Here is a 23416-nt window from a genome sequence, read left to right on the forward strand (position 1 = left end):
AAGGGGGAAGGGGGCGCGGGAAAGACCGGCTTGCTACAATGTCAGGTTTCCCGCGCGCGTCCTCTGGCGCCCGCAGCACCTCATACCCCCTACCCACACCGTGATATCCACTGCCAATCTCACCATCCAGTTCGGTCCCAAGCCCCTTTTCGAGAACGTCAGCGTCAAGTTCGGAGAAGGCAACCGCTACGGGTTGATCGGAGCCAATGGGTCCGGCAAGTCGACATTCATGAAGATCATCGGCGGCGATCTGGAGCCCTCGGCCGGCAACGTCTCGCTGGAGCCGGGCGTGCGCCTGGGCAAGCTGCGCCAGGACCAGTTCGCCTTCGAAGACCAGCGCGTGCTGGACGTGGTGATGATGGGCCACACCGAGATGTGGGCCGCCATGTCCGAGCGCGACGCCATCTACGCCAACCCGGAGGCGTCCGAGGACGACTACATGCGCGCCGCCGAGCTGGAGGCCAAGTTCGCGGAGTACGACGGCTACACCGCCGAGGCCCGCGCCGGCGAGCTGCTGCTGGGCCTGGAAATCGCCGTGGACCAGCACAACCTGCCCATGCGTGAAGTGGCGCCGGGCTGGAAGCTGCGCGTGCTGCTGGCGCAGGCGCTGTTCTCCAACCCGGACGTGCTGCTGCTGGACGAACCCACCAACAACCTGGACATCAACACCATCCGCTGGCTGGAAAACGTGCTCAACAGCTACCAGAGCACCATGATCATCATCAGCCACGACCGCCACTTCCTGAACCAGGTGTGCACGCACATGGCCGACGTGGACTATGGCGAGATCCGCATCTACCCGGGCAACTACGACGACTACATGCTGGCCTCGACCCAGGCCCGCGAGCGCCTGGTGGCCAACAACGCCAAGGCCAAGGAGCGCGTCGCCGAACTGCAGGACTTCGTGCGCCGTTTCGCCGCCAACAAGTCCAAGTCGCGCCAGGCCACCTCGCGCCTGAAGCAGATCGACCGCATCAAGTCGGAGCAGGTCGAAGTCAAGCCCTCGTCGCGCCAGAACCCGTACATCCGCTTCGAGCAGAACAAGGTCATGCACCGCCAGGCGGTCAACGTCGAGAACCTGTCCAAGGCCTACGACGCGCCGGTCATCAAGAACTTCTCGGCCATGGTCGAGGCGGGCGAGAAGATCGCCATCATCGGCGCCAACGGCGTGGGCAAGACCACGCTGCTGCGCCTGCTGGCCAATGACCTGGCGCCGGACGCCGGCACCGTGAAGTGGTCGGAAAACGCCGATCTGGGCTATATGGCCCAGGACGTCTCCGACCAGTTCCAGCAGACCGACATCAACCTGCTGGACTGGATGGGCGAACACCGCCAGCCCGGCGACGACGACCAGTCGATCCGCTCGGTGCTGGGCCGCCTGCTGTTCTCGGCCGACGACCTGCCCAAGGCGCCCAAGGTGCTGTCCGGCGGCGAAAAGAACCGCATGACCTTCGGCCGCCTGATGCTGGGCCGGCACAACGTCATGCTGCTCGACGAGCCCACCAACCACCTGGACATGGAATCGATCGAATCACTGCAGTTCGCGCTGGAGAAATACCAGGGCACGCTGGTGTTCGTGTCGCACGACCGCGAATTCGTGTCCGGCCTGGCCACGCGCGTGATCGAGATCCTGCCGTCCGGCGAGATCGTCGACTACCGCGGCACCTACGACGAGTACCTGACCTCGCGCGGCATCGACGCCTGAGGCCGGGCCCGGGCCGCCGTCGGCGGCCCGCAAGCCGTTCAATCCCATTTGTAGGCAAGCGGCTGTTTCTCGACGAAGCGGCGCGCGGCTTCGCGGTGGTAGGCGCTGTCGCGGCAGATCGCCTGGGCCATCGCTTCCTGCGCGTAGACGTCCTCGCGGGTGGACTCGTAGCTGCGGTTCATGATGGTCTTGGCCAGGCCCAGCGCCTGCGTCGGCGCGGCGTGGAAGCGCTCGGCCATGATCAGGGCCTGCTCCAGCGGATCGCCGTCGCACACGGCCTGCACCAGGCCGAGCCGCAGCGCTTCGTCGGCCGCGCACACCCTGGCGGTGAACACCAGTTCCTTGGCGCGCGCCAGGCCCACGGCGCGCGGCAACAGGTACATGCCCAGCATGTCGGGCACGAAGCCGATGCGGGCGAACACCGCGCAGAACGTGGCCCGGCGGCTGGCGATGGCATAGTCGGCGCACAGCGCCAGCGACAGGCCGGCGCCGAAGGCCGCGCCATCGACCGCGCTGATCACGGGCTTCTCCAGGTCCACCAGCGTGTCGTACCAGCGGTGGATCTTGCGGATGCGCTCGCGTCCTTCGAACGCGTCCAGTCCCTGCGCATGCGCCTCGGTCATGGCCTTGATGTCGCCGCCGGCGCAGAAATGCCCGCCGGCGCCGGTCAGCACCACGGCCTTCACGCCGTCGTCGTCGCGCAATTCGGGCAGCGCGCGCGAGAACGCCTCGCGCATGTCCGTGCTGAGCGCGTTGCGCTGGTCGGGACGGTCCATGGTCAGCACGGCGGTGGCGCCGTGGCGGGTGATCTTCAAAGTCATCGGTGCTCCTTGGTTTGTTGCTGTTGGAATCCACGGTGATCATGCCGTGGTTTCCTCGTGTCTGCTTACTGCGCCTTGAGGCCGAGGTCGCGGGCCACCGGCAGCCAGCGGTCTCTCTCGGCCTGCACGAAGGCCGCGAACACGGCGGGGCCGCCGGGCATGGGCACCGCGCCGATGCCGGTCAGCTTGCGCTGCAGCTCGGGCTGCGCCAGCGCCTGGTTCACGCCCCGGTTCATGCGTTCGACGATGGCCGGCGGCGTGCCGGCCGGCGCCACCAGCCCGAACCACGCGCTGGCCTCGATGCCGGAATAGCCCAGCTCGGCGGCCGTGGGCACCTCGGGCAGGCCGGCGAAGCGCTTGTCGTCCAGCACGGCGAAGGGGCGGATCTTGCCGGCCTGCGCCTGCGTCATGCTGGAGGGCAGGGCGTCGAACATCATGTCGGTGCTGCCGCCCATCAGGCCGACGATGGCCGGCGCGCTGCCCTGGTAGGGCACGTGCGTGACCTTGAATCCCAGCTTGCTGACGGCATATTCGCCGGCCAGGTAGGTGATGTTGCCGGTGCCGGCCGAGCCCATGGTGAGCTTGCCCGGGGCCTGCCGGCCCAGCGCCACCAGCGACTTGACGTCCTGCGCCGGCAGGTCCGGGCGCACCACCAGCAACAGCGGCGATTTGGCCATGCCGGAGACCGGCACGAAGTCCTTGGCCGGGTCGTAGTTCATCTTGGCGTACAAGGCCTGGTTCACCACCAGGGGCGCGTTGGAGCCGACGAAATAGGTCTTGCCGTCGGGCTTGGCGCGGGCCACGTGGTCGGCGGCGATCATGCCCGCCGCGCCCGGCCTGTTCTCGACGATGATGGGGGCCTCGCCGTCCTTGCCGACGGCCTGCGCCACCAGCCGGGCGATCTGGTCGGCGGCGCCGCCGGGCGGGTAGGGCACGACGAAGCGGACCGGCGCGTCCTGGGCGCGCGCGGACGCGGGCGCCAGGGCTGACAGGGCCAGCGCGGCGCAGGCCGCAGCGGAGAGAATGCGCATGGTGGTGTCTCCTGAGGGGGGCATGGCCGTCGCGACGGCGGTCGGGGTGGTCAGACGATGCCTTTGGCCCGCAGCTCGGCGATGCGCGCCTGGCTGAGGCCCAGGCGTTCGCGCAGCACGGCGTCGGTGTGCTCGCCCAGCGTCGGCGCGCCGCGCTCGTAGCGCAGCGGCGTGTCGCTCAGGCGGATGGGGTTGGCCACGGAAGGCGTCTCCACGCCGGCGCCGTGCGGCAGCGACAGCTGCATGCCCCGGTGGCGCACGTGCGGGTCCTGGAACACCTGCTCCATGTCGTAGATGGGGCCGCAGGGCACGTTGACCGCCTGCAGCGTTTCGACCCATTCGGCCATGGTGCGCGCCAGCATGGCCTGCGCGATGGGCGGAATCAGCGTGGCGCGATGGCGGTTGCGCGCGCCGGCCGTGGCGTAGCGCTCGTCGGCCGCCAGCTCGGCGCGGCCGATGGCGCCGCAGAAGGCGCGGAACTGGGCGTCGTTGCCCACCGCGACGATGACCTCGCCTTGCTTGCAGGCGAACACCTGGTAGGGAACCATGTTGGAATGGGCGTTGCCCATGCGCTGCGGCACCCGGCCGGACAGGAAGTAATTGATGGCCTGGTACGAGGAGATGGTGACCACGCAGTCCAGCAGCGACATGTCGATGTGCTGGCCCGCGCCGCTGACGTGGCGGTATTCCACGGCGGCCAGGATGGCGGTGCTGGTGTAGACGCCGGTCAGGAGGTCCGTGATGGCGATGCCCGACTTCATCGGTTCGCCTGCGGGGTCGCCGGTGATGCTCATCAGCCCGCCCATGCCCTGGAACACGAAGTCGTAGCCGGGCAGCGGCGCGTACGGCCCGTCCTGCCCGAAGCCGGTGATCGAACAATAGATCAGGCGCGGGTTCACCGCCCGCAGGCTGTCGTAGTCCAGCCCGTAGCGCGCCAGGGTGCCGACCTTGTAGTTTTCCACCAGCACGTCCGAATCCCGCGCCAGCGCCACGATCAGCGCCTGGCCCTCGGGCTTGGCCAGGTCCACCGTGATGGAACGCTTGCCGCGGTTGGCGCTCAGGAAGTACGAGGAATCCCGGGTTTCGGCGCCGTCGGCGTCCACCAGGAAGGGCGGACCCCAGCCGCGGGTGTCGTCGCCTTCTCCGGGGCGCTCCACCTTGATGACCTCGGCCCCCATGTCGGCCAGCGTCTGCGTGGCCCAGGGGCCGGCCAGCACGCGCGTCAGGTCCAGTACCTTCAGATGCGAAAGGGCGCCGCGCGGACGCGCGGCGTCGGTATGGTCCGGCTCCATATGTCTCCGATCGGGGTGGGCCCCGTTATGTATGCGGACCACCTTAATGAGCGTGGGCCGCGGCGTCCAATATCGTTTTATGTGGCAGCGATTCGATTCCGGTATTGCCGGCATGGCTTTATTACCGGAAGCAGTTAAGACATTCGATATTGATCGTTTGGATTCATATAACGAATTGTTAGATTGGAGCCTCGTTTTCCATCCGCCACGGCTCGTTCCATGAATCTCACCTTCGACCAAGTCCACAAGCATTTCGGCGACCTGCCGGTGGTGGACGGCTTCGCCAGCGAAATCAAGACCGGAGAACTGGTCGCCCTGGTCGGCCCGTCGGGCTGCGGCAAGTCGACCCTGCTGCACCTGGCGGCGGGCCTGGAAAAGCCCACGGCTGGCAGCGTGCTGGCCGACGGCCAGGCCGTCGCCGGCCCGCATCCCAGCCGCACCCTGGTGTTCCAGGAGCACGCGCTCTATCCCTGGCTGACGCTGCTGGACAACGTGGCCCTGGCGCTGGAGTTCCAGAACACGCCCAAGGCCCGCGCCCGCGAGGCCGCGCGCCAGTGGCTGGCCCGCGTCAGCCTGGCCGGCTTCGAGGACTACTACCCGCACCAGGTGTCCGGCGGCATGCGCCAGCGCGCCGCGCTGGCCCGCGCCTTCATCGCGCAGCCGCAGACCCTGCTCATGGACGAGCCCTTCGGCGCGCTGGACGCGCTGACCCGCCTGAGCCTGCAGGACGTGCTGCGCCAGCTGATCGCCCAGGAAAAGCCCACCGTGCTGCTCGTCACCCACGACGTGGACGAAGCCCTGTTCCTGGCCGACCGCATCATCGTGTTCAGCCCGCGCCCGGCGCGGGTGCTGCGCGAGTTCAACCTGGCGCACCACGAAAAGACCCACGACCTGTCCGGCCTGGTCGCCGAAAAGCGCGAGATCCTGCGCCTGCTCGGCATCGCCGTGGACGGGTCCGACGCGCACGCCGACCTCGCCCTGGCCGCCTGACGGCGCGGCGCGCCTGTTTTTCGCGGCGGCGCGCAAGCGCCGCCGTTTCCGATTCCCCTGGAGCTCCCTCATGAAATTCAAGCAATGGCTGTCCCTGCCGCTGGCCGCGGCGCTGCTGGCAGCGGCCCCCGCGATGGCCGCCGAAAAATTCCGCGTGGGCTATCTGCGCGTCATGGACGATGCGCAGGCCATCGTCGCCCAGGAAGGCGGCTACTACCAGAAGGCCGGCCTGGATTCCGAACTGATCGAATTCAAGTCGGGCACCGACCTCATCAAGGCCATCGTCGGCGGCCAGCTCGACATCGGCGTGCTGGGCTTCACCAACGCCGTGGCCTGGGCCTCCAAGGGCGCCGACCTGAAGGTCGTGGGCGGCGCGCAGCAGGGCTACCACTCGCTGATCGTGCGCGACGATACCGGCATCAAGGACATCGCCGGCCTCAAGGGCAAGACCCTGGCCTCGCAGGCCGAAGGCAGCACGGCCGACGTGGTGCTCAAGGGCGTGGTGCTCAAGCAGGGCAACCTGGCCGCCGACGACGTCAACATCATGGGCGTGAGCCCGGCCGTGGCGGTGCAGTCGCTGGTGGGCAAGCGCGTGGACGCGGCCTTCCTGTTCGAGCCCTACGACCGCATCGCGCAGCTGGTGGCCCCGGTCAAGCAGATCTATGAAGTCGGCCAGGCCTGGCCGTTTCCGTGCATGGTCGTGATCACCTCCGGCGAAACCCTGGCCAAGCGCAAGGACGACGTGTGGAAGGCGCTGGACGCGCAGAACCAGGCCATCGAGCTGCTGCAGAAGCAACCGGCCCAGGCCTCCAAGCTGATCGCCTCCTACTTCATCGCCGAGCCCACGCTCAAGACCCTGACCCGCGGCGAACTGCCGCGCGAGACGGTGATCGCCGAAGCCATCGGCACGCAGGTGTTCACGCCCAAGCTGACCGAGAAGGACACGCGCCGCATGCAGGAGATCGCCGACATCCTGCAGGCCCAGGGTTCCTTGAAGACGCGTGACGGCAAGCCGTACGACGTCTCCAGCATCGTCGACCTGTCCTGGCAAGAGGCTCGCAAGCTTTGAGCGCATCCACCCGAGTCACCGGCGCCCGCAAGCATCTGGCGGGCGTGCTGGGCGTATTGTTCATCCTGGCCCTGTGGCAGCTGGCTTCGCTGGCGCTGCCGGACTTCCTGATGCCGGGCGTGCCCACCGTCGTCGAGCGCCTGTTCGAGGACCTGGGCAAGCAGTCCTTCCACCAGAGCCTGCTGGGCACGCTGGGACGCCTGGGCGCGGGCTACGGCCTGGCGCTGGCCGCCGGCATCGGCTTCGGGCTGGTGGCGGCCGTGCTGTTCTTCTTCCGCGAAGTGCTGCGCAGCGCCATCGTCATCCTGCAATCGATCCCGTCGATCGCGTGGGTGCCGCTGTTCCTGATCGTGATGGGCTTCGGCAACACGCCCATCATCGTGGTGGTGGCGCTGTCGGCCTTCTTCCCGGCCGCGCTCAGCGTGATGAACGCCACCGAATCGGTGCAGCGCGTGCACGTCTCGGCCGCTCGCGTCATGGGCGCCACGCCCTGGGGTTTGGTCAAGCGCGTCTACCTGCCGGCCGTGATGCCCGAGCTCATCACCGGCGCGCAGCTGGCTTTCGGCAACGCCTGGCGCGCGCTGATCTCGGCCGAGATGCTGATCGGTTTCGGCAAGGGCCTGGGCCGTTCGCTGGCCTATTCGGGCGAGATCGCCGACATGACCGGCGTCATGACCAACATCCTGGTCATCGCGGTGCTGGCGGCGCTGATCGACCAGTTCGTGCTCGAAAACCTCAAGCACCGCCTGCTGCGCTACCAGTACGTGTGAACGACATGGCGACCCGCAACCTGTCCGCCCGTCTGAGGCTGCTCGCGCTCGGCGCCTGCCTGGCGCTGTCGGGCGCGGCGCAGGCGCAGCCCGAAGCCTTCGCCGCGGCGCGCGCGCGCGGCGAGCTGGTGGTGGGCGTGCCGTACCTGGCGCCGCCGCCCGCGGCCGGGGCCAAGATCCGCACGCCGGACGGGCTGGACGCCGCCATGGCCGAGCGGCTCGGGCAGAGCCTGGGTCTGCCGGTGCGGCTGCGCGAGCTGCCGCCGGCCGCCGCCGCGGCCGCGCTCGCGGCGGGCGAGGTGGATCTCGCTTTGGCCGAGGGCGGCGCGGACCAGCCGGGCCCGGTCGCCGCGCAGCCCACGGGCTACGCCTATCGCCCCAAGGCCGTGATCCGCAGCGACACCCGCCTGCGCCAGCCGGCCGACGCGCGCGGACGCAGCGTCTGCATGGCCGAGGCCGCGTCGGCCTCGCGCGAACTGGCGCAGCGCTGGGGCGCGGTGGTGCGCACCTATCGCGTGCCGTCCGACGCCCTGGTCGCGGTGCGCGAAGGCAGCTGCGACATCGGCCTGGTGGACGACGCGGTGTGGGAGCCGCTGATGCGCTTTCCGGAATGGAAGAAGTTTTCGTCCACGCTGGCCGCCGACGGCGCGCGGCATGAACGCGTCTGGCTGCTGCCGGCCGACGCCGCGGCCAGCCGGGGCTGGCTGGCGCAGGAAATGCGCGCCTGGGAGCGCGCCGGCGCCTGGCGCGCCATGACCGCCAAATGGGCGCGCGACGTCGCCTTCGACGTCTATCTGGACCAGGAAGTGCCCGACTGCCACGGCTAGCGTCGCGCTGCACTTACAATGCCGGGCATGACGCACACGCTGACCGCGCCCTGTTCCTACCAGGAAGACATCAAGAAAAGCCGCTTCGCCGCCTACGCGGCGCCGGTGGCGACGGTGGAGGAGGCCATGCGCTTCTTCGCCGAACACAGCGACCCCGAGGCGACCCACAACTGCTGGGCCTACCGCATCGGCCAGGAATACCGCTTCAACGACGACGGCGAGCCGGGCGGCACCGCCGGCCGCCCCATACTGCAGGCCATCGAAGGCCAGGACATGGACCGGGTGGCCGTGCTGGTGGTGCGCTGGTTCGGAGGCGTGAAGCTGGGCGCGGGCGGCCTGGTGCGCGCCTATGGCGGCTGCGCGGCGAACTGCCTGCGGCTGGGGCAGCGCACCGAGATCGTGGACCTCGCCACGGTTTCCTGCAGCTGCGGCTTTGCCGAACTGCCGCTGCTCAAATCCCGGCTGGCGCAGGCCGGCGCCGCCATCGTGCAAGAGGATTTCAACGAAGCCGGCGTGACGCTGCGCTTTTCCGTGCCGCGCGGCGCGGTCGATGAACTGGCGCTGACCGTGGCCAACATCACGCGCGGGCGGGCAGGGTGGGAGGTGGAGTGACCGGGGCGCGCTGACTACCGGCGCGCGCGGATCGCATCCACCCGTTCCTGCGTGGGCGGATGGCTCGACAGCCAGCCCGGCAGGCCCTCGCCCGACGCCGCGCTCAGGCGCTCGAGCATGAGCGCCAGCGTGTCGGGATTCTTGCCGGCCCGTCGCATCAGGGCGGCCCCGCGCGCGTCGGCTTCACGCTCGAAGCCGCGCGAGTAGCCCAGGTCGAGCAGGCCGGCGCCCAGAGTGCCGAGGTCGTATACCGCGCCGACGCCATCCCCGGTCATGAGCATGACCACGACGGACAGGCCCGCGAGGCGGCCCAGGCGGCGCATGCCGTGCCGGTACTCGACGTGGGAGATCTCGTGCGCGAGCACGCCGGCCAGGTCGGCGGGCCGGGGCGCCAGCGCAACCAGCTCGTCGGTGACCACGACCTGGCCGCCGGGCAAGGCCAGCGCATTGGCGCCCACCAGCTTGCCGCCGCGCCGAAAAATCAGCCCGAGGCTGCCGGGCGGCGCGCTGGCATGGACGGACAGATCGTTGAATTCGGCCTCGATGGCCTGTCGCGTGGCAACGGGCAGATCGCTGTGTTGAAAGGAGAGGCGGTCCAGCGTGTCCAGCAACGCGGCGCCGATGCGGGCCTCGGCCGCGCGCGGCACGAAACGCGATGCCGCGTCGCCCAGCCAGGGCACGGCCCAGCGCAGTCCGATGAGCACCGCCACCAGGGCCAGCGCCGCCGTCAGCGTGAGCCGCAACGTGCCGAGGCGTTCCAGGCGGTGCAACAGGCCGGGTCCGCGGCGGCTCAGGGCGTCGACCCGGTCGTTGTCGAAAGTCTCGAACACGGCGCCGCCGGGCAAGGTCGCGCGCCGCGCCGTATCGGCGATGCGGCTGGACCAGCGCAGCGCGCTGGGCGCCAGCACCCGCGGCGTACCGCCATCGTCCAGCAGCAGGGAACCGTCGGCTTGCCGCGTGAGCGTGGCCGGGCGGTGCGCGGCGGCGCCGGACTTGAACAGACGTCCTCGCACCGGACCGGGATCAGAACATGGCCGCGCTGCCAAAGCCTTCGAGCTCGCTGAATTCGCTCCCGAAGCTGCCTGGCGCGTTCTGCTGCTGCGAGACCAGGTCGTCCAGTCCCGGCGCGGCCAGCACGGTCAGGCTTTGTGTCAGGTAGCGGTAGTGGCGCACGCGCGCCCAGGGGTAGGCCAGCCCGAGCGTGACGACGGCGGCCACCAGGCCGGAAATCACGATCCAGATCAGGACCAGCGGCGACAGCCGGCTCTGCATGCGGTGTCCGCCCGTCAGGGTCAGGCGCTTGAACAGCTCGTTGCGCAGGCAGGCGCCGTAGTACAACCCGGCGATGAAAAACGCGGCGTAGAAGCTGGGGCCCAGCGCCGCGATGAGCAGCTTGAGCAGGCCCGAATCATAGGCCGGAGGCCGGCCCTCGGGGGCGTACAGGAAGGCGTACCAGTCGAGCGCCAGCGTCTCCATCGAGACGTCGATGCCATCGGCCGCGGCGACGGCGGCCGCCAGCAGCAGGCCCAGGATCATGATCACGAAGAACACCAGGATGCTGAGGAAGAGCGCGCCGTACAGCGAGCCCAGCCGCGGGGTGCTGGCGAAGGCGGCGTTGCCGTAGCGGTAGCCGCCGGCCACGTAGCGCCCCGCCATGCGCGAGGCGAGCGGGGTCAGCAGCCCGAGCGTCAATACCGCGATCGCGGGCATGAGCAGAAAGACGCAAGCCCCGCGCATGTAATTGCCCTGAAAGCCGAAACGCACATTCCTCCAGGACATCATGGCCGCGCTGAAACGCAGGCCCGCGTTGACCGTCCAGGACAGGAGGCACAGGATGGCGATGGTGACGGCCAGGCTGCCGGCCGGCGAGAGCCGGCTGATTATGGAAGCGGCGACGAGCACCGCCAACGCGATGATCCGGCCGACAAGAATCTGCCGGCCTGTCGCGTGATAGTCGAAGCTGTGGCCGTCGATGCGCGTGTGCCCGTAGAACCAGCGCCGCGTGCGCACCTTGGCCCAGGCGGACCAGACGCCCAGCGTGACGACGGTGAGCAGCACGTTCACGATCCAGACGCGGAAGTAATCGAGCGCGCGGCCGTGGAATTCGACCGGCAGGGTGCGCCGCGGGCCTGCGGCGGAATCGGCGGGGAGGGGGGCTGGACCGGGGACCTGATCGCCGGCCGTGATCGGTGGATTCATCGGCACATTTCCAGGGTGGGGAACGTGCGTGAATCGTATTGAGTATCTATCTCATCTATATATGAGATGGGTCTGATACAAGCTTGCCGGAAAATGGCGGCCTGCGCCGCCCGGTGGGCTGCGCGCGCTGGGCGGTGGTGTGTTTGCCCCGGTGCGCGCGCGCCATGCCCATCCTACGCCATCACGTTAGCGCGCGATTACGCGTCCGAGCCGTTCTGGGCGGCGGCGATTTCCTTGTGGACCTGTTCCATGTCCACTTCCTTGATCTTGGCCAGCAGTTCGTTCAATTGACCGCCGGACAGGGCGCCGGGCTGCGAGAACAGCAGCACCTTCTCCCGGAAGACCATCAGCGTGGGGATCGAGCGGATGCCCAGCGCGCCGGCCAGTTCCTGTTCGACGTCGGTGTTGACCTTGGCGAACGTGACGTCCGGGTGCTCGGTGGCGGCCTGCTCGAAGACCGGGGCGAAGCCGCGGCACGGGCCGCACCAGGGCGCCCAGAAATCGACGATCAGGGTGCCGTCGGGAGTGATGGCATCCTGGAAGCTGTCTTTGGTGAGTTCAACAATACTCATTTTGCATCCTTGCCGCGTGTACGGCGAAAGCGGTGTCGGGGTTGGCGACGCTACGGCGTTCTATGCGCTTTTGGCCATAGTAGAGCGGGTGGCGGTCGCGTCGCAATGGTTGGCGCCGGGAGCGGGCGCGGTCGGGGACGCCTTCAGGCCGTGGCGTCCTGCTTCAGGGCTGCGACGATTTCGAAGGAGCGCAGGCGGTCGGCAATATCGTAGAAATCCGAGACGATCATGACCTCGTCGGCCTCGGTTTCGGCCACCAGCGCCTCCAGCTCGCGCCGCACGGTTTCCGGCCCGCCCACGATGGCGGCGCCCAGTCTTTGATTGACCGCTTCACGCTCCCATTCGTTCCACAGCCCGTCCATGCTGTCGACGGGCGGCTGCAGCTGCAGCCGGTTGCCGCGCACCAGGGACAGGAATTTCTGCTGCTGCGTGGTGGCCTGGCGGCGGGCCTGCTCGTCGGTTTCCGCGGCCACCACCGGCACGCCTATCATGGCGTAGGGGCGGGCCAGCGTCGCCGATGGCTTGAACAGATGGCGGTACAGCCGCATCGCCGCCATGCCCTCGGGCGAGAAATGCCCGGCGAACGAGAACGGCAGGCCCAGTTCGGCCGCCAGCCGCGCGCTGAAATCGCTGGAGCCGAGCAGCCAGATGGGGATGTCCAGGCCTTCGCCGGGTATGGCGCGCACCGGCTGGCCGGGCCGCGAAGGCGCCAGGAAGCCGCGCAGTTCCTCGACCAGCGAGGGGAACTCCAGGCCGCTGCGCGGGCCGCGGCGCAGCGCGTGCTGCGTGGCGCCGTCGCTGCCTGGCGCGCGCCCCAGGCCCAGGTCGATACGCCCCGGGTACAGGGTTTCGAGCGTGCCGAACTGTTCGGCGATGATCAGCGGCGCGTGGTTGGGCAGCATGACGCCGCCCGAACCCACCCGCAGGGTGCTGGTATGCGCCGCCACGTGGCCGATCAGCACCGCGGTGGCGCTGCTGGCCACGCCGTTGATGTTGTGGTGCTCGGCCAGCCAGAAGCGGCGGTAGCCCAGGCGCTCGACGTGCTGCGCCAGCGCCACCGTGTTGCGGAAGGCGTCGGCGGCGTCGCGGCCCTGCACGATGGGGGCCAGGTCGAGGACGGAAAACGGGATGCGGGCCAGGCTGCTCATCGGACTGCCCTGCAGGAGGGGGTGGGACGGTTGAAACGCAAGGTGGACTCCATATACAGGATACTTGGGGAGTGTATCGGCGATTTCAACCGCAGCCGCCAGCAACCTTATGCGCTGGCGGGTTGTATGGATTCAATCTATGTCCCCGATTGACGGGGACAATCGACGCAGCGTGCCGCTAGCCCGGATAGAAGGCGTAGCGGATCACGAACAGGGCCGCGACCAGCCAGGTGGCGGGATGCACGTCGCGCACCCGGCCGGTGGCGGTCTTGAGCACCACATAGCTGATGAAGCCGAAGGCGATGCCGTTGGCGATCGAATACGTGAACGGCATGACCAGCGCGGTCAGCGCGGCCGGCGTGGCCTCGCACACGTCGTTCCAGTCGATGTCGATCAGCTCGCGCATCATCAGGCCGGCCACGTACAGCAGGGCGGGCGCGGTGGCGTAGGCCGGCACGGCGCCCGCCAGCGGCGAGATGAAGAGCGCGGCCAGAAACAGCAGCGCCACCACCAGCGCGGTCAGGCCGGTGCGTCCGCCCGCCTGCACGCCGGAGGCGCTTTCCACGTAGGCCGTGGTGCTGCTGGTGCCCAGCATCGAGCCGGCCACGATGGCCGAGCTGTCGGCGAACAGCGCGCGGCCCAGGCGGTTGGGCTTGTTCTCGGGCATCAGGCCGGCGCGCCGGGCCACGCCCACCAGCGTGCCGGTGGCGTCGAATACTTCGACCAGCACGAACACCAGGATCACGTGCACGAAGCCGCTGTGCAGGGCGCCCAGGATGTCCAGCTTGAACAGCGTCGGCGCCAGGCTGGGCGGCGCGGCGAAGATGCCCTTGAATTCGTTGTAGCCCAGCGCCATCGACAGCAGCGTGACCGCGACGATGCCGATCAGGATGGCGCCGCGCACGCGCAGCGCGTCCAGCGCGGCGATGATGAAAAAGCCCAGGATCGCGAACAGCGGGCCGGGCTTGGTCAGGTCGCCCAGCGTGACCTTGGTCGCCGGATGCGCGACCACGATGTCGGCGTTCGACAGCGCGATAATGGCCAGGAACAGCCCGATGCCCGCGGCGATGGCGCTGCGCAGCGAATGCGGGATGCCCTTGACCAGCCATACCCGGATGCCGGAGATCGTCAGGAACAGGAAAATCACGCCGGAGATGAACACCGCGCCCAGCGCCTGCTCCCAGGTGTAGCCCATGGTCTTGACCACGGTGAAGGCGAAGAACGCGTTCAGGCCCATGCCTGGGGCCATGCCGATGGGCCAGTTGGCGATCAGCGCCATCACCAGCGAGCCCAGCGCGGCGGCCAGGCAGGTGGCCACGAACACGGCGTTGCGGTCCATGCCCGTCGACGACAGGATGTCCGGATTGACGAATATGATGTACGACATCGTCAGGAATGTCGTCAGGCCCGCCACGAGCTCGGTACGGGCGTTCGTACCGTGTTCACGCAGCTTGAATAGCTTCTCCAGCATTCGAGTCCCCAGTATGTTTAACAGGCTTGCGGGCCGCTATTTTCGCATCAGTTGTAAACTCTGCCGCCATGATTATTCTCGGCTTTGAAAGCTCCTGCGACGAGACCGGCGTCGCGGCCGTCTGTACGGAACGCGGCCTGCTGGCCCACGCGCTGCACACCCAGATCGCCATGCACCAGGAATACGGCGGCGTGGTGCCGGAACTCGCCTCGCGCGACCACATCCGCCGCGTCATCCCGCTGACCCGCCAGGTGCTGGACGAAGCGGGCCTGCAGATGTCCGACGTGGGCGCGGTGGCCTACACCGCCGGCCCCGGCCTGGCCGGGGCCCTGCTGGTGGGCGCCAGCGTCGCGCAATCGTTCGCCTGGGCGCGCCATCTGCCGGCCATCGGCATCCATCACCTGGAAGGGCACCTGCTGTCGCCCATGCTGGCCGACCCGCGGCCCGACTTCCCCTTCGTGGCGCTGCTGGTGTCCGGCGGCCATACCCAGCTGATGCGGGTCGACGGCGTGGGCCGCTACGAACTGCTGGGCGAAACGCTGGACGACGCTGCCGGCGAGGCCTTCGACAAATCCGCCAAGCTGATGGGCCTGGGCTATCCGGGCGGCCCCGCGCTGGCCCGGCTGGCCGCCAGCGGCGACGCCGCGCGTTTCGACCTGCCGCGCCCCATGCTGCACAGCGGCGACCTGGATTTCAGCTTCAGCGGCCTGAAAACCGCCGTCCTGACCCGGGTCAAGGCCGCCGAGGCGGCGGGCGGCCTGGACGAACAGACCCGCGCCGACCTCGCCGCGGCCACGCAGGCCGCCATCGTCGAGGTGCTGGCGGCCAAGGCCGTCCGCGCGCTCAAGCAGACCGGCCTGAAGCGGCTGGTGGTGGCCGGCGGCGTGGGCGCCAACCAGTTGCTGCGCGCCCGCCTGGCGGCCGCGCTCAAGCCGCTGAAGGCGACCGCCTATTTCCCGCCGCTGGCGCTATGCACCGACAACGGCGCGATGATCGCGTTCGCGGCGGCCGAGCGGGTCAAGGCCGGACTGGCGGTGCTGGATGCGGACGCGCCGCACAGCTTTACGGTCAGGCCTCGGTGGGACCTGGCGGAGATCGGTTGAGCGGGCAGGGCGCCGCGCCGCCGCCTATTTCTTCTTGCCGCCGCCGATCCGGCTTTCCGTGCCCTGCACCAGGCGCGTGATGTTGGCGCGGTGGCGGTAGAACAGCAGCACGCCGATGATGACCAGCGCCACGCCCATGGCGGGCTGGGCGCGCCAGGCCAGGCCGGAGCCGAACACGTAGTACACCGGGGCGAAGAACGCCGCCACCAGCGAGGCCAGCGAGGAATAGCGGAAGAAGATGGCGACGATCAGCCAGGTCGCGGCCGTGGCCACCGCCAGCCAGGGCTGGATCGCCACCAGCACGCCCAGCGCGGTGGCCACGCCCTTGCCGCCCTTGAAGCCCAGGAACACCGGATACAGGTGGCCCACGAAAGCGGCCAGCGCCACCGCCGACAGCGGCCCGACGGGAATGCCGGGAGCGAGCTTTTCGGCCAGCCAGATCGCGAACCAGCCCTTGGCGGCGTCGCCCAGCAGGGTCAGCGCGGCGGCGGTCTTGTTGCCGGTGCGCAGCACGTTGGTGGCGCCGGGATTCTTGGAGCCGTAGCTGCGCGGGTCCTGCAGGCCCATGAGCTTGCTGACCACCACCGCGAACGGCACCGAGCCGATCAGATAGGCCAGCAGGATGAGCGCAAGATGGAACGCGAAGGAGGTTGCGGTGATCGCCATGGAAAGGGGGAGTCCGTTGGTATGTCGTAATGGCTGCGGATTCTACCGCGCCGCGCGCCGCGCCCGGCTACGGGTTATCGAGCGGGGCGCCGCCGCCCGGACCTCAACCCCGTCATCCGGATGGCCTCTGCGGACGGTACAATCGGACACGTCCACCGTGTCTTGTTTTCTTTCGGATGCACAATGCGAATTCTGGTTTCGAACGATGATGGTTACTCCGCCCCCGGGCTCGAAGCGCTGGTGTCGGCGCTGCAAGGCCTGGGCGACCTCACCGTCGTCGCGCCCGAGACCAACCACAGCGGCGCCTCCAACTCCCTCACGCTGAACCGCCCCTTGTCGGTGCGCACCGCCTCCAACGGCTTCATCGCGGTCAACGGCACGCCGTCGGACTGCGTGCACGTGGCGCTCACCGGCCTGATGGACGCGCGCCCGGACCTGGTGGTCTCGGGCATCAACAACGGCGCCAACATGGGCGACGACACGCTTTATTCGGGCACCGTGGCCGCGGCCAGCGAAGGCTATCTGTTCGGCATTCCCGCCATCGCCTTCTCGCTGGCCGAAAAAGGCTGGGCCCACATCGAAGACGCCGCGCGCGCCGCGCGCCAGGTGGTCGAGCGCCATCTGGCCCAGCCGCTGGCCGCGCCGGTGCTGCTCAACGTCAACATTCCCAGCCGCCGCTACGAAGACATGCGCGGCTTCGCCGTCACCCGCCTGGGCAAGCGCCATCCGTCGCAGCCGGTGGTGCGCACCACCACGCCTTACGGCGACACGGTGTACTGGATCGGCCCCGTCGGCCTGGCGGCCGACGCGGCTCCGGGCACGGACTTCCATGCCGTCGAGCAGGGCACCGTGTCGGTCACGCCGCTGCGGCTGGACCTGACCCAGCACAGCCAGCTCGACGAGATCCGTAACTGGGCGGAGCCGCTATGCGCAAACGCATAAGCCAGCCGGACGTGTCGCAGCCCGTGCCCGGCCGCAGCGGCCCGGCGCGCTACGACTCTGGCCGGCTCAGCCCCGGCGTCACGCCGGCCAACAGCAATACCCGGATTTCCGCGGCCACGCTGCCGCGCCAGGCCCAGGCGCCGGCGCCGGCCTCCGGCGGCAACCTGGGCCTGAACTCCGACCGCCTGCGCCAGGCCATGGTGCAGCGCCTGCGCGCGCAAGGCATCAGCGACGAGCGCGTGCTCAACGCGATGGGCGCGGTGCCGCGCCACTTGTTCGTCGACGAGGCGCTGGCCAGCCGCGCCTACGAAGACGCGGCGCTGCCCATCGGCCATTCGCAAACCATTTCACAGCCCTGGGTGGTGGCGCGCATGATTGCCGCGGTCTGCGAGGACCGCGCGCCCACGCGGGTGCTGGAAGTCGGCGCCGGCTGTGGCTACCAGGCCGCGGTGCTGGCGCAGTTCGTGCGCGAGGTGCATACCATCGAGCGCATCCGCGGACTGTACGAACTGGCGCGCGGACACCTGCGCGCCTTGCGGCTGACGACGAGGATACGCCTCATCTACGGCGACGGCATGCTGGGCCTGCCCGGCGTGGCGCCGTTCGATGCTATCGTTGTGGCTGCCGCTGGCCTGGCCATCCCGCAAGCGCTGCTTTCGCAGCTGGCGCCGGGGGGCCGCCTGATCGCTCCGGAAGGGGGCGCCAACCAGCGCCTGGTTCTGATCGAACGCACGGGCGCGGCCAGCTGGAAACGCACAGAATTAGAGGCCGTGCGCTTTGTGCCGCTACGGGCCGGAATACAATCTTGAGCAAACAGGAGAAACGTATGCTCAACGGGCAGTTGCAACTGACCGATATCACTCTGGGCGCGCCGTCGGCGCGCCTGCGTCGCCCGCTCTTCATCGCGGGGGCGCTCAGCCTGGCCATCCTGGCCGGCTGCGCATCCAAAGGCACTCGCGCGCCCGTGGTCGACATGACCGGCGGGCAGCCCGCGCCCGCCACCCAGCCCGGCGGCACCTATGTGGTCAAGCCGGGCGACACGCTATACAAGATCGCCCGCGCCAACAACGTGGACATCGAGAACGTCAAGCGCTGGAACAACCTCAGCGACCCCAACCAGATCTCCGTCGGCCAGGTGCTGAAGATGTCGGGCAGCGCCACCGGCGGCGCGCAGACCGCGCCGATCACCGGCACCAAGACGCAGCCGCGTCCGCTAGACCAGCCCGAAACCACCACGCCGCCGCCCGAAACCACGCCGACCCCGGCGCCGGCCCCGGTCGAGACCAAGCCCGCCACGCGCGCCGCCGACGCCGGCGTCATCAACTGGGGCTGGCCGGCCAACGGCCAGATCGTGCAGGGCTTCAACGCCAGCAGCAAGGGCATCGACATCGCCGGCGCGCTGGGCGATCCGGTCATCGCCGCGGCCGACGGCCTGGTCAAGTACAGCGGCAACGGCGTGCGCGGCCTGGGCAACCTCATCATCGTGGAGCACCAGAACGGCTTCATCACGGCCTATGCCCACAACCGTTCGGTGCTGGTCAAGACCGGCCAGACGGTCAAGCGCGGTGCCAAGATCGCCGAACTCGGCCAGAGCGACACGACCTCGCCGCGCCTGCACTTCGAAATCCGCCGCCAGGGCCAGCCGGTGGACCCCATGCAATACCTGCCCGCGCGATGACGCCCACCCTGGTATTCGACCTGGAAACCATCCCCGACGCCGAGGGGCTGCGCAAGCTCAACGGCTGGGGGCCCGAGGTTTCCGACCAGGAAGTGATCGAGCGCGCGCTGGCCGCGCGCCGCGAGGCGGTCGGCCACGACTTCCTGCCGCTGCACCTGCACAAGGTGGCGGTGGTGGGCTGCGTGTTCCGCGACGACCAGGGCTTTCGCGTCAAGACGCTGGGCCAGGCCGACGACCCCGAGGCCGCCTTGCTGGCGGGCTTCTTCAAGACCATCGAACGCTACACGCCCAAGCTCGTGAGCTGGAACGGTTCGGGTTTCGACCTGCCGGTGCTGCACTACCGCAGCCTGATCCAGGGCGTGCCCGCGCCGCGCTACTGGGACATGGGCGAGGAAGACCGCGATTTCAAGTTCAACAACTACATCTCGCGCTACCACTCCCGCCACCTGGACCTGATGGACCTGCTGGCCAAGTACAACGGCCGCGCCAACGCGCCGCTGGACGAGCTGGCCAAGCTCTGCGGCTTTCCCGGCAAGCTGGGTATGGACGGCAGCAAGGTCTGGGAAGCCTGGAGCCAGGGCCGCGCCGACGAAGTGCGCGCCTATTGCGAAACCGACGTGGTCAACACCTGGCTGGTGTACTGCCGCTTCCGCTTCCTGCGCGGCGAACTCGACCGCGCCGCCTACGAGGCCGAGATCGCGCTGGTGCGCGACACCCTCGGCGCCAGCGACGCGCCGCACTGGAAGGAATACATGGCGGCCTGGGACGCCAACTGAGCGCAACACACCCGCGTGAAGGACGCCCCGCGCAAAGGACGCCCCGCGCAAAGGGCGCCCCACGTAAAGGACGCCCCGCGCAATCGACTGAAACATCGCTTGCGCGCACGAAACCCGGCTGAAACCGGGCGAATCGCACAATGGTCTCGCTTTCTTCACTCAAGGAGACCCACATGTCCCGATTCGCTATCCGCTCCAACCTGGCCGCTCTCGCTTTCGTCGTCGCCACCGGCGGCCTCGCGGCCGGCGCCGTCATGGCTGCTCCCACGGCTGACGGCGGCCCCGCCGCCATGCAGCAGCGCCATCACGGCGGCGGCGGCTTCCACAAAGCCATGCGCGACGGCCTGATGATTCCCGGCCTGGGTCCCGTGACCAAGGCGCAGGTCGCCGAACTCAAGCTGGACGAGAAACAGCAGGCCCTGTTCAAGACCGCCCAGGACAGCCAGCGCAGCCTGCACGAGGCGCGCCGCGAGGCCGGTGGCAAGCGCCATGACCTGCTCAAGGCGCAGCTCGACAGCGGCAAGCTGGACCCGCGGGCGCTGGTCGAAGCGTCCGACAAGTCGCGCGACGCCTTCGGCGCGCAGGCCAAGCAGGTGCGCGACCAGTGGCTGGCCGTCTGGGACAGCCTGAACGACACCCAGCGCGGCCAGGTCACCGCGATGGTCAAGGAGCGCCAGGCCCGCATGCAGGAGCGCCACGCCAAGATGGAAGCGCGCCACGGCAAGGGCAAGGCGCCCGCCGAAACGGCCCCGGCCGCCAACTGAACCCCGCACCCCGGCCGCAAGGCCGGCCGGTGATCGCAGCCCCCGCCACGCCTGCGCGTGCCGGGGGCTCCCTGTTTTGGAGCATGGCGGCGCGCGGGCTGCACGCCGCTGGTGCATGAAAGGGCGATTCCGGGCGCTTCGGGGCTGCCGCCTGCGGCATCCGCGGCCTGGCATGGACATTGCTTGATGAGTCGGTAACCGGCCGCCGCTCCTGGCTGGCCGGCGCGGACGCGCCCCGAGGCCGTCCGCCTTCCTCGAATCCGACCAGGACTTTGCACCATGAAGAAGACGCTGCCCGCCTTGCCCTTTGTGCTTGCCGCCAGTTTCGCCGCGCCCGCGCTGGCCGAACCCACCGACCTGGGCGGCGGATTCGCGCTCAGCGGCAATGCCGCCATCGTCAGCGACTACCGGTTCCGCGGCTACTCGCAAACCGATTTCCGCCCGGCCGTGCAGCTGGGCTTCGACCTGACCCACAGCTCCGGCTTCTACCTGGGCAACTGGAACTCCAACGTCTCCGACTTCGTCTTCACCGACGGCAACCTGGAAATGGATTTCTATGGCGGCTGGAAGGGCGACGTCGGCGGCGGCTTCGCGCTCGACGCCGGCGTGCTGCATTACTACTATCCCGGCTCCAGCTCGCCCAAGGGCGGCAACTACAACAACACCGACCTGTACCTGGGCGTCTCCTACGGCAGCTACAGCCTGAAGTACTCGTACACGCCCAGCGATTTCTTCAGCACGCCCGACAGCAAGGGCACCTGGTACCTGGACGGCACGGCCAACTTCGACCTGGGCGACGGCTGGGGCCTGGTGGGCCACGTCGGCTACCAGAAGCTGAAGAACCAGACCGACATGGACGGCGACGCCATCGGCCATTACGTCGACTACAAGCTCGGCGTGACCAAGGACCTCAAGGGCTGGGTGCTGGGCCTGGCCGCCGTGGGCGCGACCCGGGACAACTGGCTGCCCACCAAGTACGGCCACCCCTCAGGGCGGCTGGGCGCGGTGTTTTCGGTGGCGCGCGCCTTCTGAGCGGCGGACGGGCCTCGGGCCATTTCCGGGATCGGGCGCAGTCCTTTTACAATACCGGGTTGCGTGTAATTCTGGACTGCGTGAGATGTCTGACGTTTTGAGTATCGAATCCCTGGACCTGGAAGCCAGGGGTATCGCCCGCCGCGACGGGAAGGTCGTATTCGTGGAAGGCGCCTTGCCGGGCGAGCGGGTCTCGACCGTCACGGTGCGGCGCAAGCCCTCGTACGAGATCGCGCGCGTCGAGGAAGTGCTGCGGCCCTCGTCGCAGCGCGTCGCCCCGCGCTGCCCGCATTTCGGCGTCTGCGGCGGCTGCGCCATGCAGCATCTCGAACCCAGCACGCAGGTGGCCATCAAGCAGCGCTCGCTGGAGGACACGTTCTGGCACGTGGGCAAGTTGCGCCCGGCGCGCATTTTGCCGCCGCTGCAAGGCCCGACCTGGGGCTATCGCTACCGCGCGCGCCTGTCGGTGCGCGTGGTGCCGAAGAAGGGCGGGGTGCTGGTGGGCTTTCACGAACGCAAGAGCAGCTACGTGGCCGACATGCGCGAATGCCACGTCCTGCCGCGCCACGTCAGCGACCTGCTGCTGCCGCTGCGGGCCATGATCGCCTCGATGTCGGCGCCGGACCGCATGCCGCAAATCGAGGTGTCGCTGGGCGAGGGCGTGACCGCGCTGGTGCTGCGCCATCTGCTGCCGCTGACCGACGGCGACATCGCCATCCTGCGCGCCTTCGCCGCCAGGCACAACGTGCAGTGGTGGCTGCAGGCCAAGGGGCCGGACACCGTGCATCCGCTGGAGCGCGAGCACGGCGACGCGCTGGCCTACGCCATGCCGGAGTTCGGCCTGCGCATGCCGTACCGGCCCACCGACTTCACCCAGGTCAATCACGCCATCAACCGCGCCATGGTGTCGCGCGCGCTGCAGCTGCTGGAAGTGCAGCCCACCGACCGCGTGGCCGACCTGTTCTGCGGCCTGGGCAATTTCACGCTGCCGCTGGCCACGCAGGCGCGCGAAGCCGTGGGCGTCGAGGGCAGCAAGGCGCTGACCGACCGCGCGCTCGAGGCCGCCTCGCGCCACGGCCTGGCCGGCAGCACCAGCTTCGCGACCCTGAACCTGTTCGAGGTCGACGTGGACTGGCTGCGCGGCCTGGGCTATTTCGACCGCATGCTGATCGACCCGCCGCGCGAGGGCGCGCAGGCCGTGTCGCAGTCCCTGTCGCAGCTGGAGCCGCAGGAGCGTCCGCGCCGCATCGTCTACGTGTCCTGTAATCCGGCCACGCTGGCGCGCGACGCCGCCATCCTGGTGCACGAGGGCGGCTATGTGCTCAAGAGCGCCGGCGTGATCAATATGTTCCCGCACACCGGCCACGTGGAGTCGATCGCGGTGTTCGAATCGCTGGACGCCGACGGCGTGCATGCGGTGAAGGAGCGCGCGCGCGAACGCGCCGCCAGGGCCGCCGCCGAGGCCGAGGCCGCGCAGGCCGCCAAGCTGGCCGCGGCAGCCGCCGCCGAGACGCCGGTCCAGGCCTGAAGCGGGCGCTAGTGCGCGCTGCCCAGGCCTTCCAGGATAGGGCAGTCCGGCCGCTGGTCGCCGTGGCAGGTGCGCGCCAGGTGCTTGAGGGTGGCGGCCATCTCGCGCAGCGCCTCGGCCTTGCGCTCCAGCTCGTCCACGTGCTGGAGCGCAATGCGCTTGACGTCGGCGCTGGCGCGGCTGCGGTCCTTCCACAGCGCCAGCAGCTCGTTCATCTGTTCCACCGAGAATCCCAGGTCGCGCGCCCTGCGCACGAAACGCAGGGTGTGCAGGTCGTGCTCGCTGTAGACGCGGTAGCCCGAGTCGGTGCGCACGGCCGGGCCGATCAGGCCGATGCTTTCGTAGTAGCGGATCATCTTGGCGGAAATGCCGGAGCTTTTCGCCGCCTCGCCGATGTTCATGGCCAACCTCCGTAGTGTC

General features: G+C 69.0%; 24 protein-coding genes. 14 read left to right on the forward strand and 10 right to left on the reverse strand.

The annotated features are described in order from the left end of the window. The first annotated feature begins 100 nt into the window (after positions 1 to 100). A complete protein-coding gene (locus AC1M14_RS12380) occupies positions 101 to 1705 on the forward strand; it encodes an ABC-F family ATPase (RefSeq protein ID WP_168202106.1) in 1605 nt (534 codons plus the stop codon). 38 nt (positions 1706 to 1743) lie between these two features. Here AC1M14_RS12380 and AC1M14_RS12385 read toward each other — a convergent pair whose 3' ends face one another. The 3 genes from AC1M14_RS12385 to AC1M14_RS12395 form a co-directional block, all read right to left on the reverse strand. Next, positions 1744 to 2526 carry an enoyl-CoA hydratase/isomerase family protein gene (locus AC1M14_RS12385; RefSeq protein WP_102771384.1) on the reverse strand — a complete coding sequence of 261 codons (783 nt, stop codon included), beginning with the start codon at positions 2524 to 2526 and terminating at the stop codon, positions 1744 to 1746. 65 nt (positions 2527 to 2591) lie between these two features. Beyond that, a complete protein-coding gene (locus tag AC1M14_RS12390) occupies positions 2592 to 3557 on the reverse strand; it encodes a Bug family tripartite tricarboxylate transporter substrate binding protein (protein ID WP_479731694.1) in 966 nt (321 codons plus the stop codon). Positions 3558 to 3607: 50 nt separating this feature from the next. Continuing rightward, entirely contained in the window at positions 3608 to 4849 is a 1242-nt protein-coding gene (locus AC1M14_RS12395; RefSeq protein WP_479731695.1) for a CaiB/BaiF CoA transferase family protein, read from the reverse strand. 219 nt (positions 4850 to 5068) lie between these two features. Here AC1M14_RS12395 and AC1M14_RS12400 point away from each other — a divergent pair, with 219 nt between their 5' ends. The 5 genes from AC1M14_RS12400 (at position 5069) to AC1M14_RS12420 (ending at position 9117) form a co-directional block, all read left to right on the forward strand. Continuing rightward, positions 5069 to 5839: an ABC transporter ATP-binding protein gene (locus AC1M14_RS12400; protein WP_479731696.1), complete on the forward strand. Its 771-nt coding sequence runs from the start codon at positions 5069 to 5071 to the stop codon at positions 5837 to 5839. Positions 5840 to 5909: 70 nt separating this feature from the next. Next, positions 5910 to 6908 carry an ABC transporter substrate-binding protein gene (locus AC1M14_RS12405; protein WP_102771379.1) on the forward strand — a complete coding sequence of 333 codons (999 nt, stop codon included), beginning with the start codon at positions 5910 to 5912 and terminating at the stop codon, positions 6906 to 6908. Then, the gene (locus tag AC1M14_RS12410; protein WP_102771378.1) at positions 6905 to 7678 is read left to right on the forward strand and encodes an ABC transporter permease; all 774 of its coding nucleotides are present in this window, start codon (positions 6905 to 6907) and stop codon (positions 7676 to 7678) included. The genes AC1M14_RS12405 and AC1M14_RS12410 overlap by 4 nt, the downstream gene beginning before the upstream one ends. Before the next feature lie 5 nt (positions 7679 to 7683). Then, positions 7684 to 8505, forward strand: coding sequence for a type 2 periplasmic-binding domain-containing protein (locus AC1M14_RS12415; RefSeq protein ID WP_102771849.1), 822 nt, complete (start codon positions 7684 to 7686; stop codon positions 8503 to 8505). Between the two features lie 27 nt (positions 8506 to 8532). Then, positions 8533 to 9117 (forward strand): IMPACT family protein, encoded by a 585-nt coding sequence (locus tag AC1M14_RS12420; RefSeq protein WP_102771848.1) that lies wholly within the window; start codon positions 8533 to 8535, stop codon positions 9115 to 9117. A 14-nt stretch (positions 9118 to 9131) separates the two neighbouring features. On the opposite strand, the gene AC1M14_RS12425 is transcribed toward AC1M14_RS12420, so the two are convergent. The 5 genes from AC1M14_RS12425 to AC1M14_RS12445 form a co-directional block, all read right to left on the reverse strand. Further along, positions 9132 to 10130, reverse strand: coding sequence for a M48 family metallopeptidase (locus AC1M14_RS12425; RefSeq protein ID WP_479731697.1), 999 nt, complete (start codon positions 10128 to 10130; stop codon positions 9132 to 9134). Between the two features lie 10 nt (positions 10131 to 10140). Further along, positions 10141 to 11316 (reverse strand): YjgN family protein, encoded by a 1176-nt coding sequence (locus AC1M14_RS12430; RefSeq protein WP_479731698.1) that lies wholly within the window; start codon positions 11314 to 11316, stop codon positions 10141 to 10143. Positions 11317 to 11513: 197 nt separating this feature from the next. Continuing rightward, positions 11514 to 11888, reverse strand: a complete 375-nt coding sequence (locus AC1M14_RS12435) for a thioredoxin family protein (RefSeq protein WP_111825016.1) — start codon at positions 11886 to 11888, stop codon at positions 11514 to 11516. A 143-nt stretch (positions 11889 to 12031) separates the two neighbouring features. Beyond that, complete coding sequence (locus AC1M14_RS12440) at positions 12032 to 13036, reverse strand: LLM class flavin-dependent oxidoreductase (RefSeq protein WP_111825017.1); 1005 nt, start codon at positions 13034 to 13036, stop codon at positions 12032 to 12034. A gap of 178 nt (positions 13037 to 13214) precedes the next feature. Next, complete coding sequence (locus AC1M14_RS12445; protein ID WP_102771373.1) at positions 13215 to 14507, reverse strand: NCS2 family permease; 1293 nt, start codon at positions 14505 to 14507, stop codon at positions 13215 to 13217. A 68-nt stretch (positions 14508 to 14575) separates the two neighbouring features. On the opposite strand from AC1M14_RS12445, the gene tsaD reads away from it, so the two are divergent. Then, the gene (gene tsaD / locus AC1M14_RS12450) at positions 14576 to 15610 is read left to right on the forward strand and encodes a tRNA (adenosine(37)-N6)-threonylcarbamoyltransferase complex transferase subunit TsaD (RefSeq protein ID WP_102771372.1); all 1035 of its coding nucleotides are present in this window, start codon (positions 14576 to 14578) and stop codon (positions 15608 to 15610) included. A gap of 24 nt (positions 15611 to 15634) precedes the next feature. Here the strand turns inward: tsaD and plsY are convergent, their stop codons facing one another. Further along, the gene (plsY, locus tag AC1M14_RS12455; RefSeq protein WP_102771371.1) at positions 15635 to 16276 is read right to left on the reverse strand and encodes a glycerol-3-phosphate 1-O-acyltransferase PlsY; all 642 of its coding nucleotides are present in this window, start codon (positions 16274 to 16276) and stop codon (positions 15635 to 15637) included. Between the two features lie 183 nt (positions 16277 to 16459). On the opposite strand from plsY, the gene surE reads away from it, so the two are divergent. The 7 genes from surE (at position 16460) to rlmD (ending at position 22996) form a co-directional block, all read left to right on the forward strand. Beyond that, positions 16460 to 17218, forward strand: coding sequence for a 5'/3'-nucleotidase SurE (gene surE, locus AC1M14_RS12460; RefSeq protein ID WP_102771370.1), 759 nt, complete (start codon positions 16460 to 16462; stop codon positions 17216 to 17218). After that, entirely contained in the window at positions 17203 to 18027 is an 825-nt protein-coding gene (locus AC1M14_RS12465; protein WP_168202108.1) for a protein-L-isoaspartate(D-aspartate) O-methyltransferase, read from the forward strand. Before surE ends, AC1M14_RS12465 begins: the two co-directional genes overlap by 16 nt. 17 nt (positions 18028 to 18044) lie before the next feature. Further along, on the forward strand, positions 18045 to 18896 hold the full coding sequence (locus AC1M14_RS12470) for a peptidoglycan DD-metalloendopeptidase family protein (protein ID WP_102771369.1): 852 nt from the start codon (positions 18045 to 18047) through the stop codon (positions 18894 to 18896). Further along, entirely contained in the window at positions 18893 to 19672 is a 780-nt protein-coding gene (locus AC1M14_RS12475; RefSeq protein ID WP_102771368.1) for a 3'-5' exonuclease, read from the forward strand. The genes AC1M14_RS12470 and AC1M14_RS12475 overlap by 4 nt, the downstream gene beginning before the upstream one ends. A gap of 173 nt (positions 19673 to 19845) precedes the next feature. Then, positions 19846 to 20436 (forward strand): hypothetical protein, encoded by a 591-nt coding sequence (locus AC1M14_RS12480; RefSeq protein WP_102771367.1) that lies wholly within the window; start codon positions 19846 to 19848, stop codon positions 20434 to 20436. Between the two features lie 279 nt (positions 20437 to 20715). Further along, entirely contained in the window at positions 20716 to 21468 is a 753-nt protein-coding gene (locus AC1M14_RS12485; RefSeq protein WP_102771366.1) for a TorF family putative porin, read from the forward strand. Positions 21469 to 21553: 85 nt separating this feature from the next. Then, positions 21554 to 22996: a 23S rRNA (uracil(1939)-C(5))-methyltransferase RlmD gene (rlmD, locus tag AC1M14_RS12490; protein WP_479731699.1), complete on the forward strand. Its 1443-nt coding sequence runs from the start codon at positions 21554 to 21556 to the stop codon at positions 22994 to 22996. A gap of 8 nt (positions 22997 to 23004) precedes the next feature. Here rlmD and cueR read toward each other — a convergent pair whose 3' ends face one another. Next, positions 23005 to 23397, reverse strand: coding sequence for a Cu(I)-responsive transcriptional regulator (gene cueR / locus AC1M14_RS12495; protein ID WP_102771364.1), 393 nt, complete (start codon positions 23395 to 23397; stop codon positions 23005 to 23007). Positions 23398 to 23416 lie beyond the last annotated feature (19 nt).

The sequence above is a fragment of the Achromobacter sp. SX5 genome, from assembly GCF_056711425.1.

What these genes read in the sequence shown, in the direction of transcription:
- AC1M14_RS12385 (WP_102771384.1), bottom strand. Translation starts at nt 2,526, where the DNA reads ATGACTTTGAAGATCACCCGCCACGGCGCCACCGCCGTGCTGACCATG.
- AC1M14_RS12390 (WP_479731694.1), bottom strand. Translation starts at nt 3,557, where the DNA reads ATGCGCATTCTCTCCGCTGCGGCCTGCGCCGCGCTGGCCCTGTCAGCC.
- AC1M14_RS12395 (WP_479731695.1), bottom strand. Translation starts at nt 4,849, where the DNA reads ATGGAGCCGGACCATACCGACGCCGCGCGTCCGCGCGGCGCCCTTTCG.
- AC1M14_RS12400 (WP_479731696.1), top strand. Translation starts at nt 5,069, where the DNA reads ATGAATCTCACCTTCGACCAAGTCCACAAGCATTTCGGCGACCTGCCG.
- AC1M14_RS12405 (WP_102771379.1), top strand. Translation starts at nt 5,910, where the DNA reads ATGAAATTCAAGCAATGGCTGTCCCTGCCGCTGGCCGCGGCGCTGCTG.
- AC1M14_RS12415 (WP_102771849.1), top strand. Translation starts at nt 7,684, where the DNA reads ATGGCGACCCGCAACCTGTCCGCCCGTCTGAGGCTGCTCGCGCTCGGC.
- AC1M14_RS12420 (WP_102771848.1), top strand. Translation starts at nt 8,533, where the DNA reads ATGACGCACACGCTGACCGCGCCCTGTTCCTACCAGGAAGACATCAAG.
- AC1M14_RS12430 (WP_479731698.1), bottom strand. Translation starts at nt 11,316, where the DNA reads ATGAATCCACCGATCACGGCCGGCGATCAGGTCCCCGGTCCAGCCCCC.
- AC1M14_RS12435 (WP_111825016.1), bottom strand. Translation starts at nt 11,888, where the DNA reads ATGAGTATTGTTGAACTCACCAAAGACAGCTTCCAGGATGCCATCACT.
- AC1M14_RS12440 (WP_111825017.1), bottom strand. Translation starts at nt 13,036, where the DNA reads ATGAGCAGCCTGGCCCGCATCCCGTTTTCCGTCCTCGACCTGGCCCCC.
- AC1M14_RS12445 (WP_102771373.1), bottom strand. Translation starts at nt 14,507, where the DNA reads ATGCTGGAGAAGCTATTCAAGCTGCGTGAACACGGTACGAACGCCCGT.
- tsaD (WP_102771372.1), top strand. Translation starts at nt 14,576, where the DNA reads ATGATTATTCTCGGCTTTGAAAGCTCCTGCGACGAGACCGGCGTCGCG.
- plsY (WP_102771371.1), bottom strand. Translation starts at nt 16,276, where the DNA reads ATGGCGATCACCGCAACCTCCTTCGCGTTCCATCTTGCGCTCATCCTG.
- surE (WP_102771370.1), top strand. Translation starts at nt 16,460, where the DNA reads ATGCGAATTCTGGTTTCGAACGATGATGGTTACTCCGCCCCCGGGCTC.
- AC1M14_RS12465 (WP_168202108.1), top strand. Translation starts at nt 17,203, where the DNA reads ATGCGCAAACGCATAAGCCAGCCGGACGTGTCGCAGCCCGTGCCCGGC.
- AC1M14_RS12470 (WP_102771369.1), top strand. Translation starts at nt 18,045, where the DNA reads ATGCTCAACGGGCAGTTGCAACTGACCGATATCACTCTGGGCGCGCCG.
- AC1M14_RS12475 (WP_102771368.1), top strand. Translation starts at nt 18,893, where the DNA reads ATGACGCCCACCCTGGTATTCGACCTGGAAACCATCCCCGACGCCGAG.
- AC1M14_RS12480 (WP_102771367.1), top strand. Translation starts at nt 19,846, where the DNA reads ATGTCCCGATTCGCTATCCGCTCCAACCTGGCCGCTCTCGCTTTCGTC.
- AC1M14_RS12485 (WP_102771366.1), top strand. Translation starts at nt 20,716, where the DNA reads ATGAAGAAGACGCTGCCCGCCTTGCCCTTTGTGCTTGCCGCCAGTTTC.
- rlmD (WP_479731699.1), top strand. Translation starts at nt 21,554, where the DNA reads ATGTCTGACGTTTTGAGTATCGAATCCCTGGACCTGGAAGCCAGGGGT.
- cueR (WP_102771364.1), bottom strand. Translation starts at nt 23,397, where the DNA reads ATGAACATCGGCGAGGCGGCGAAAAGCTCCGGCATTTCCGCCAAGATG.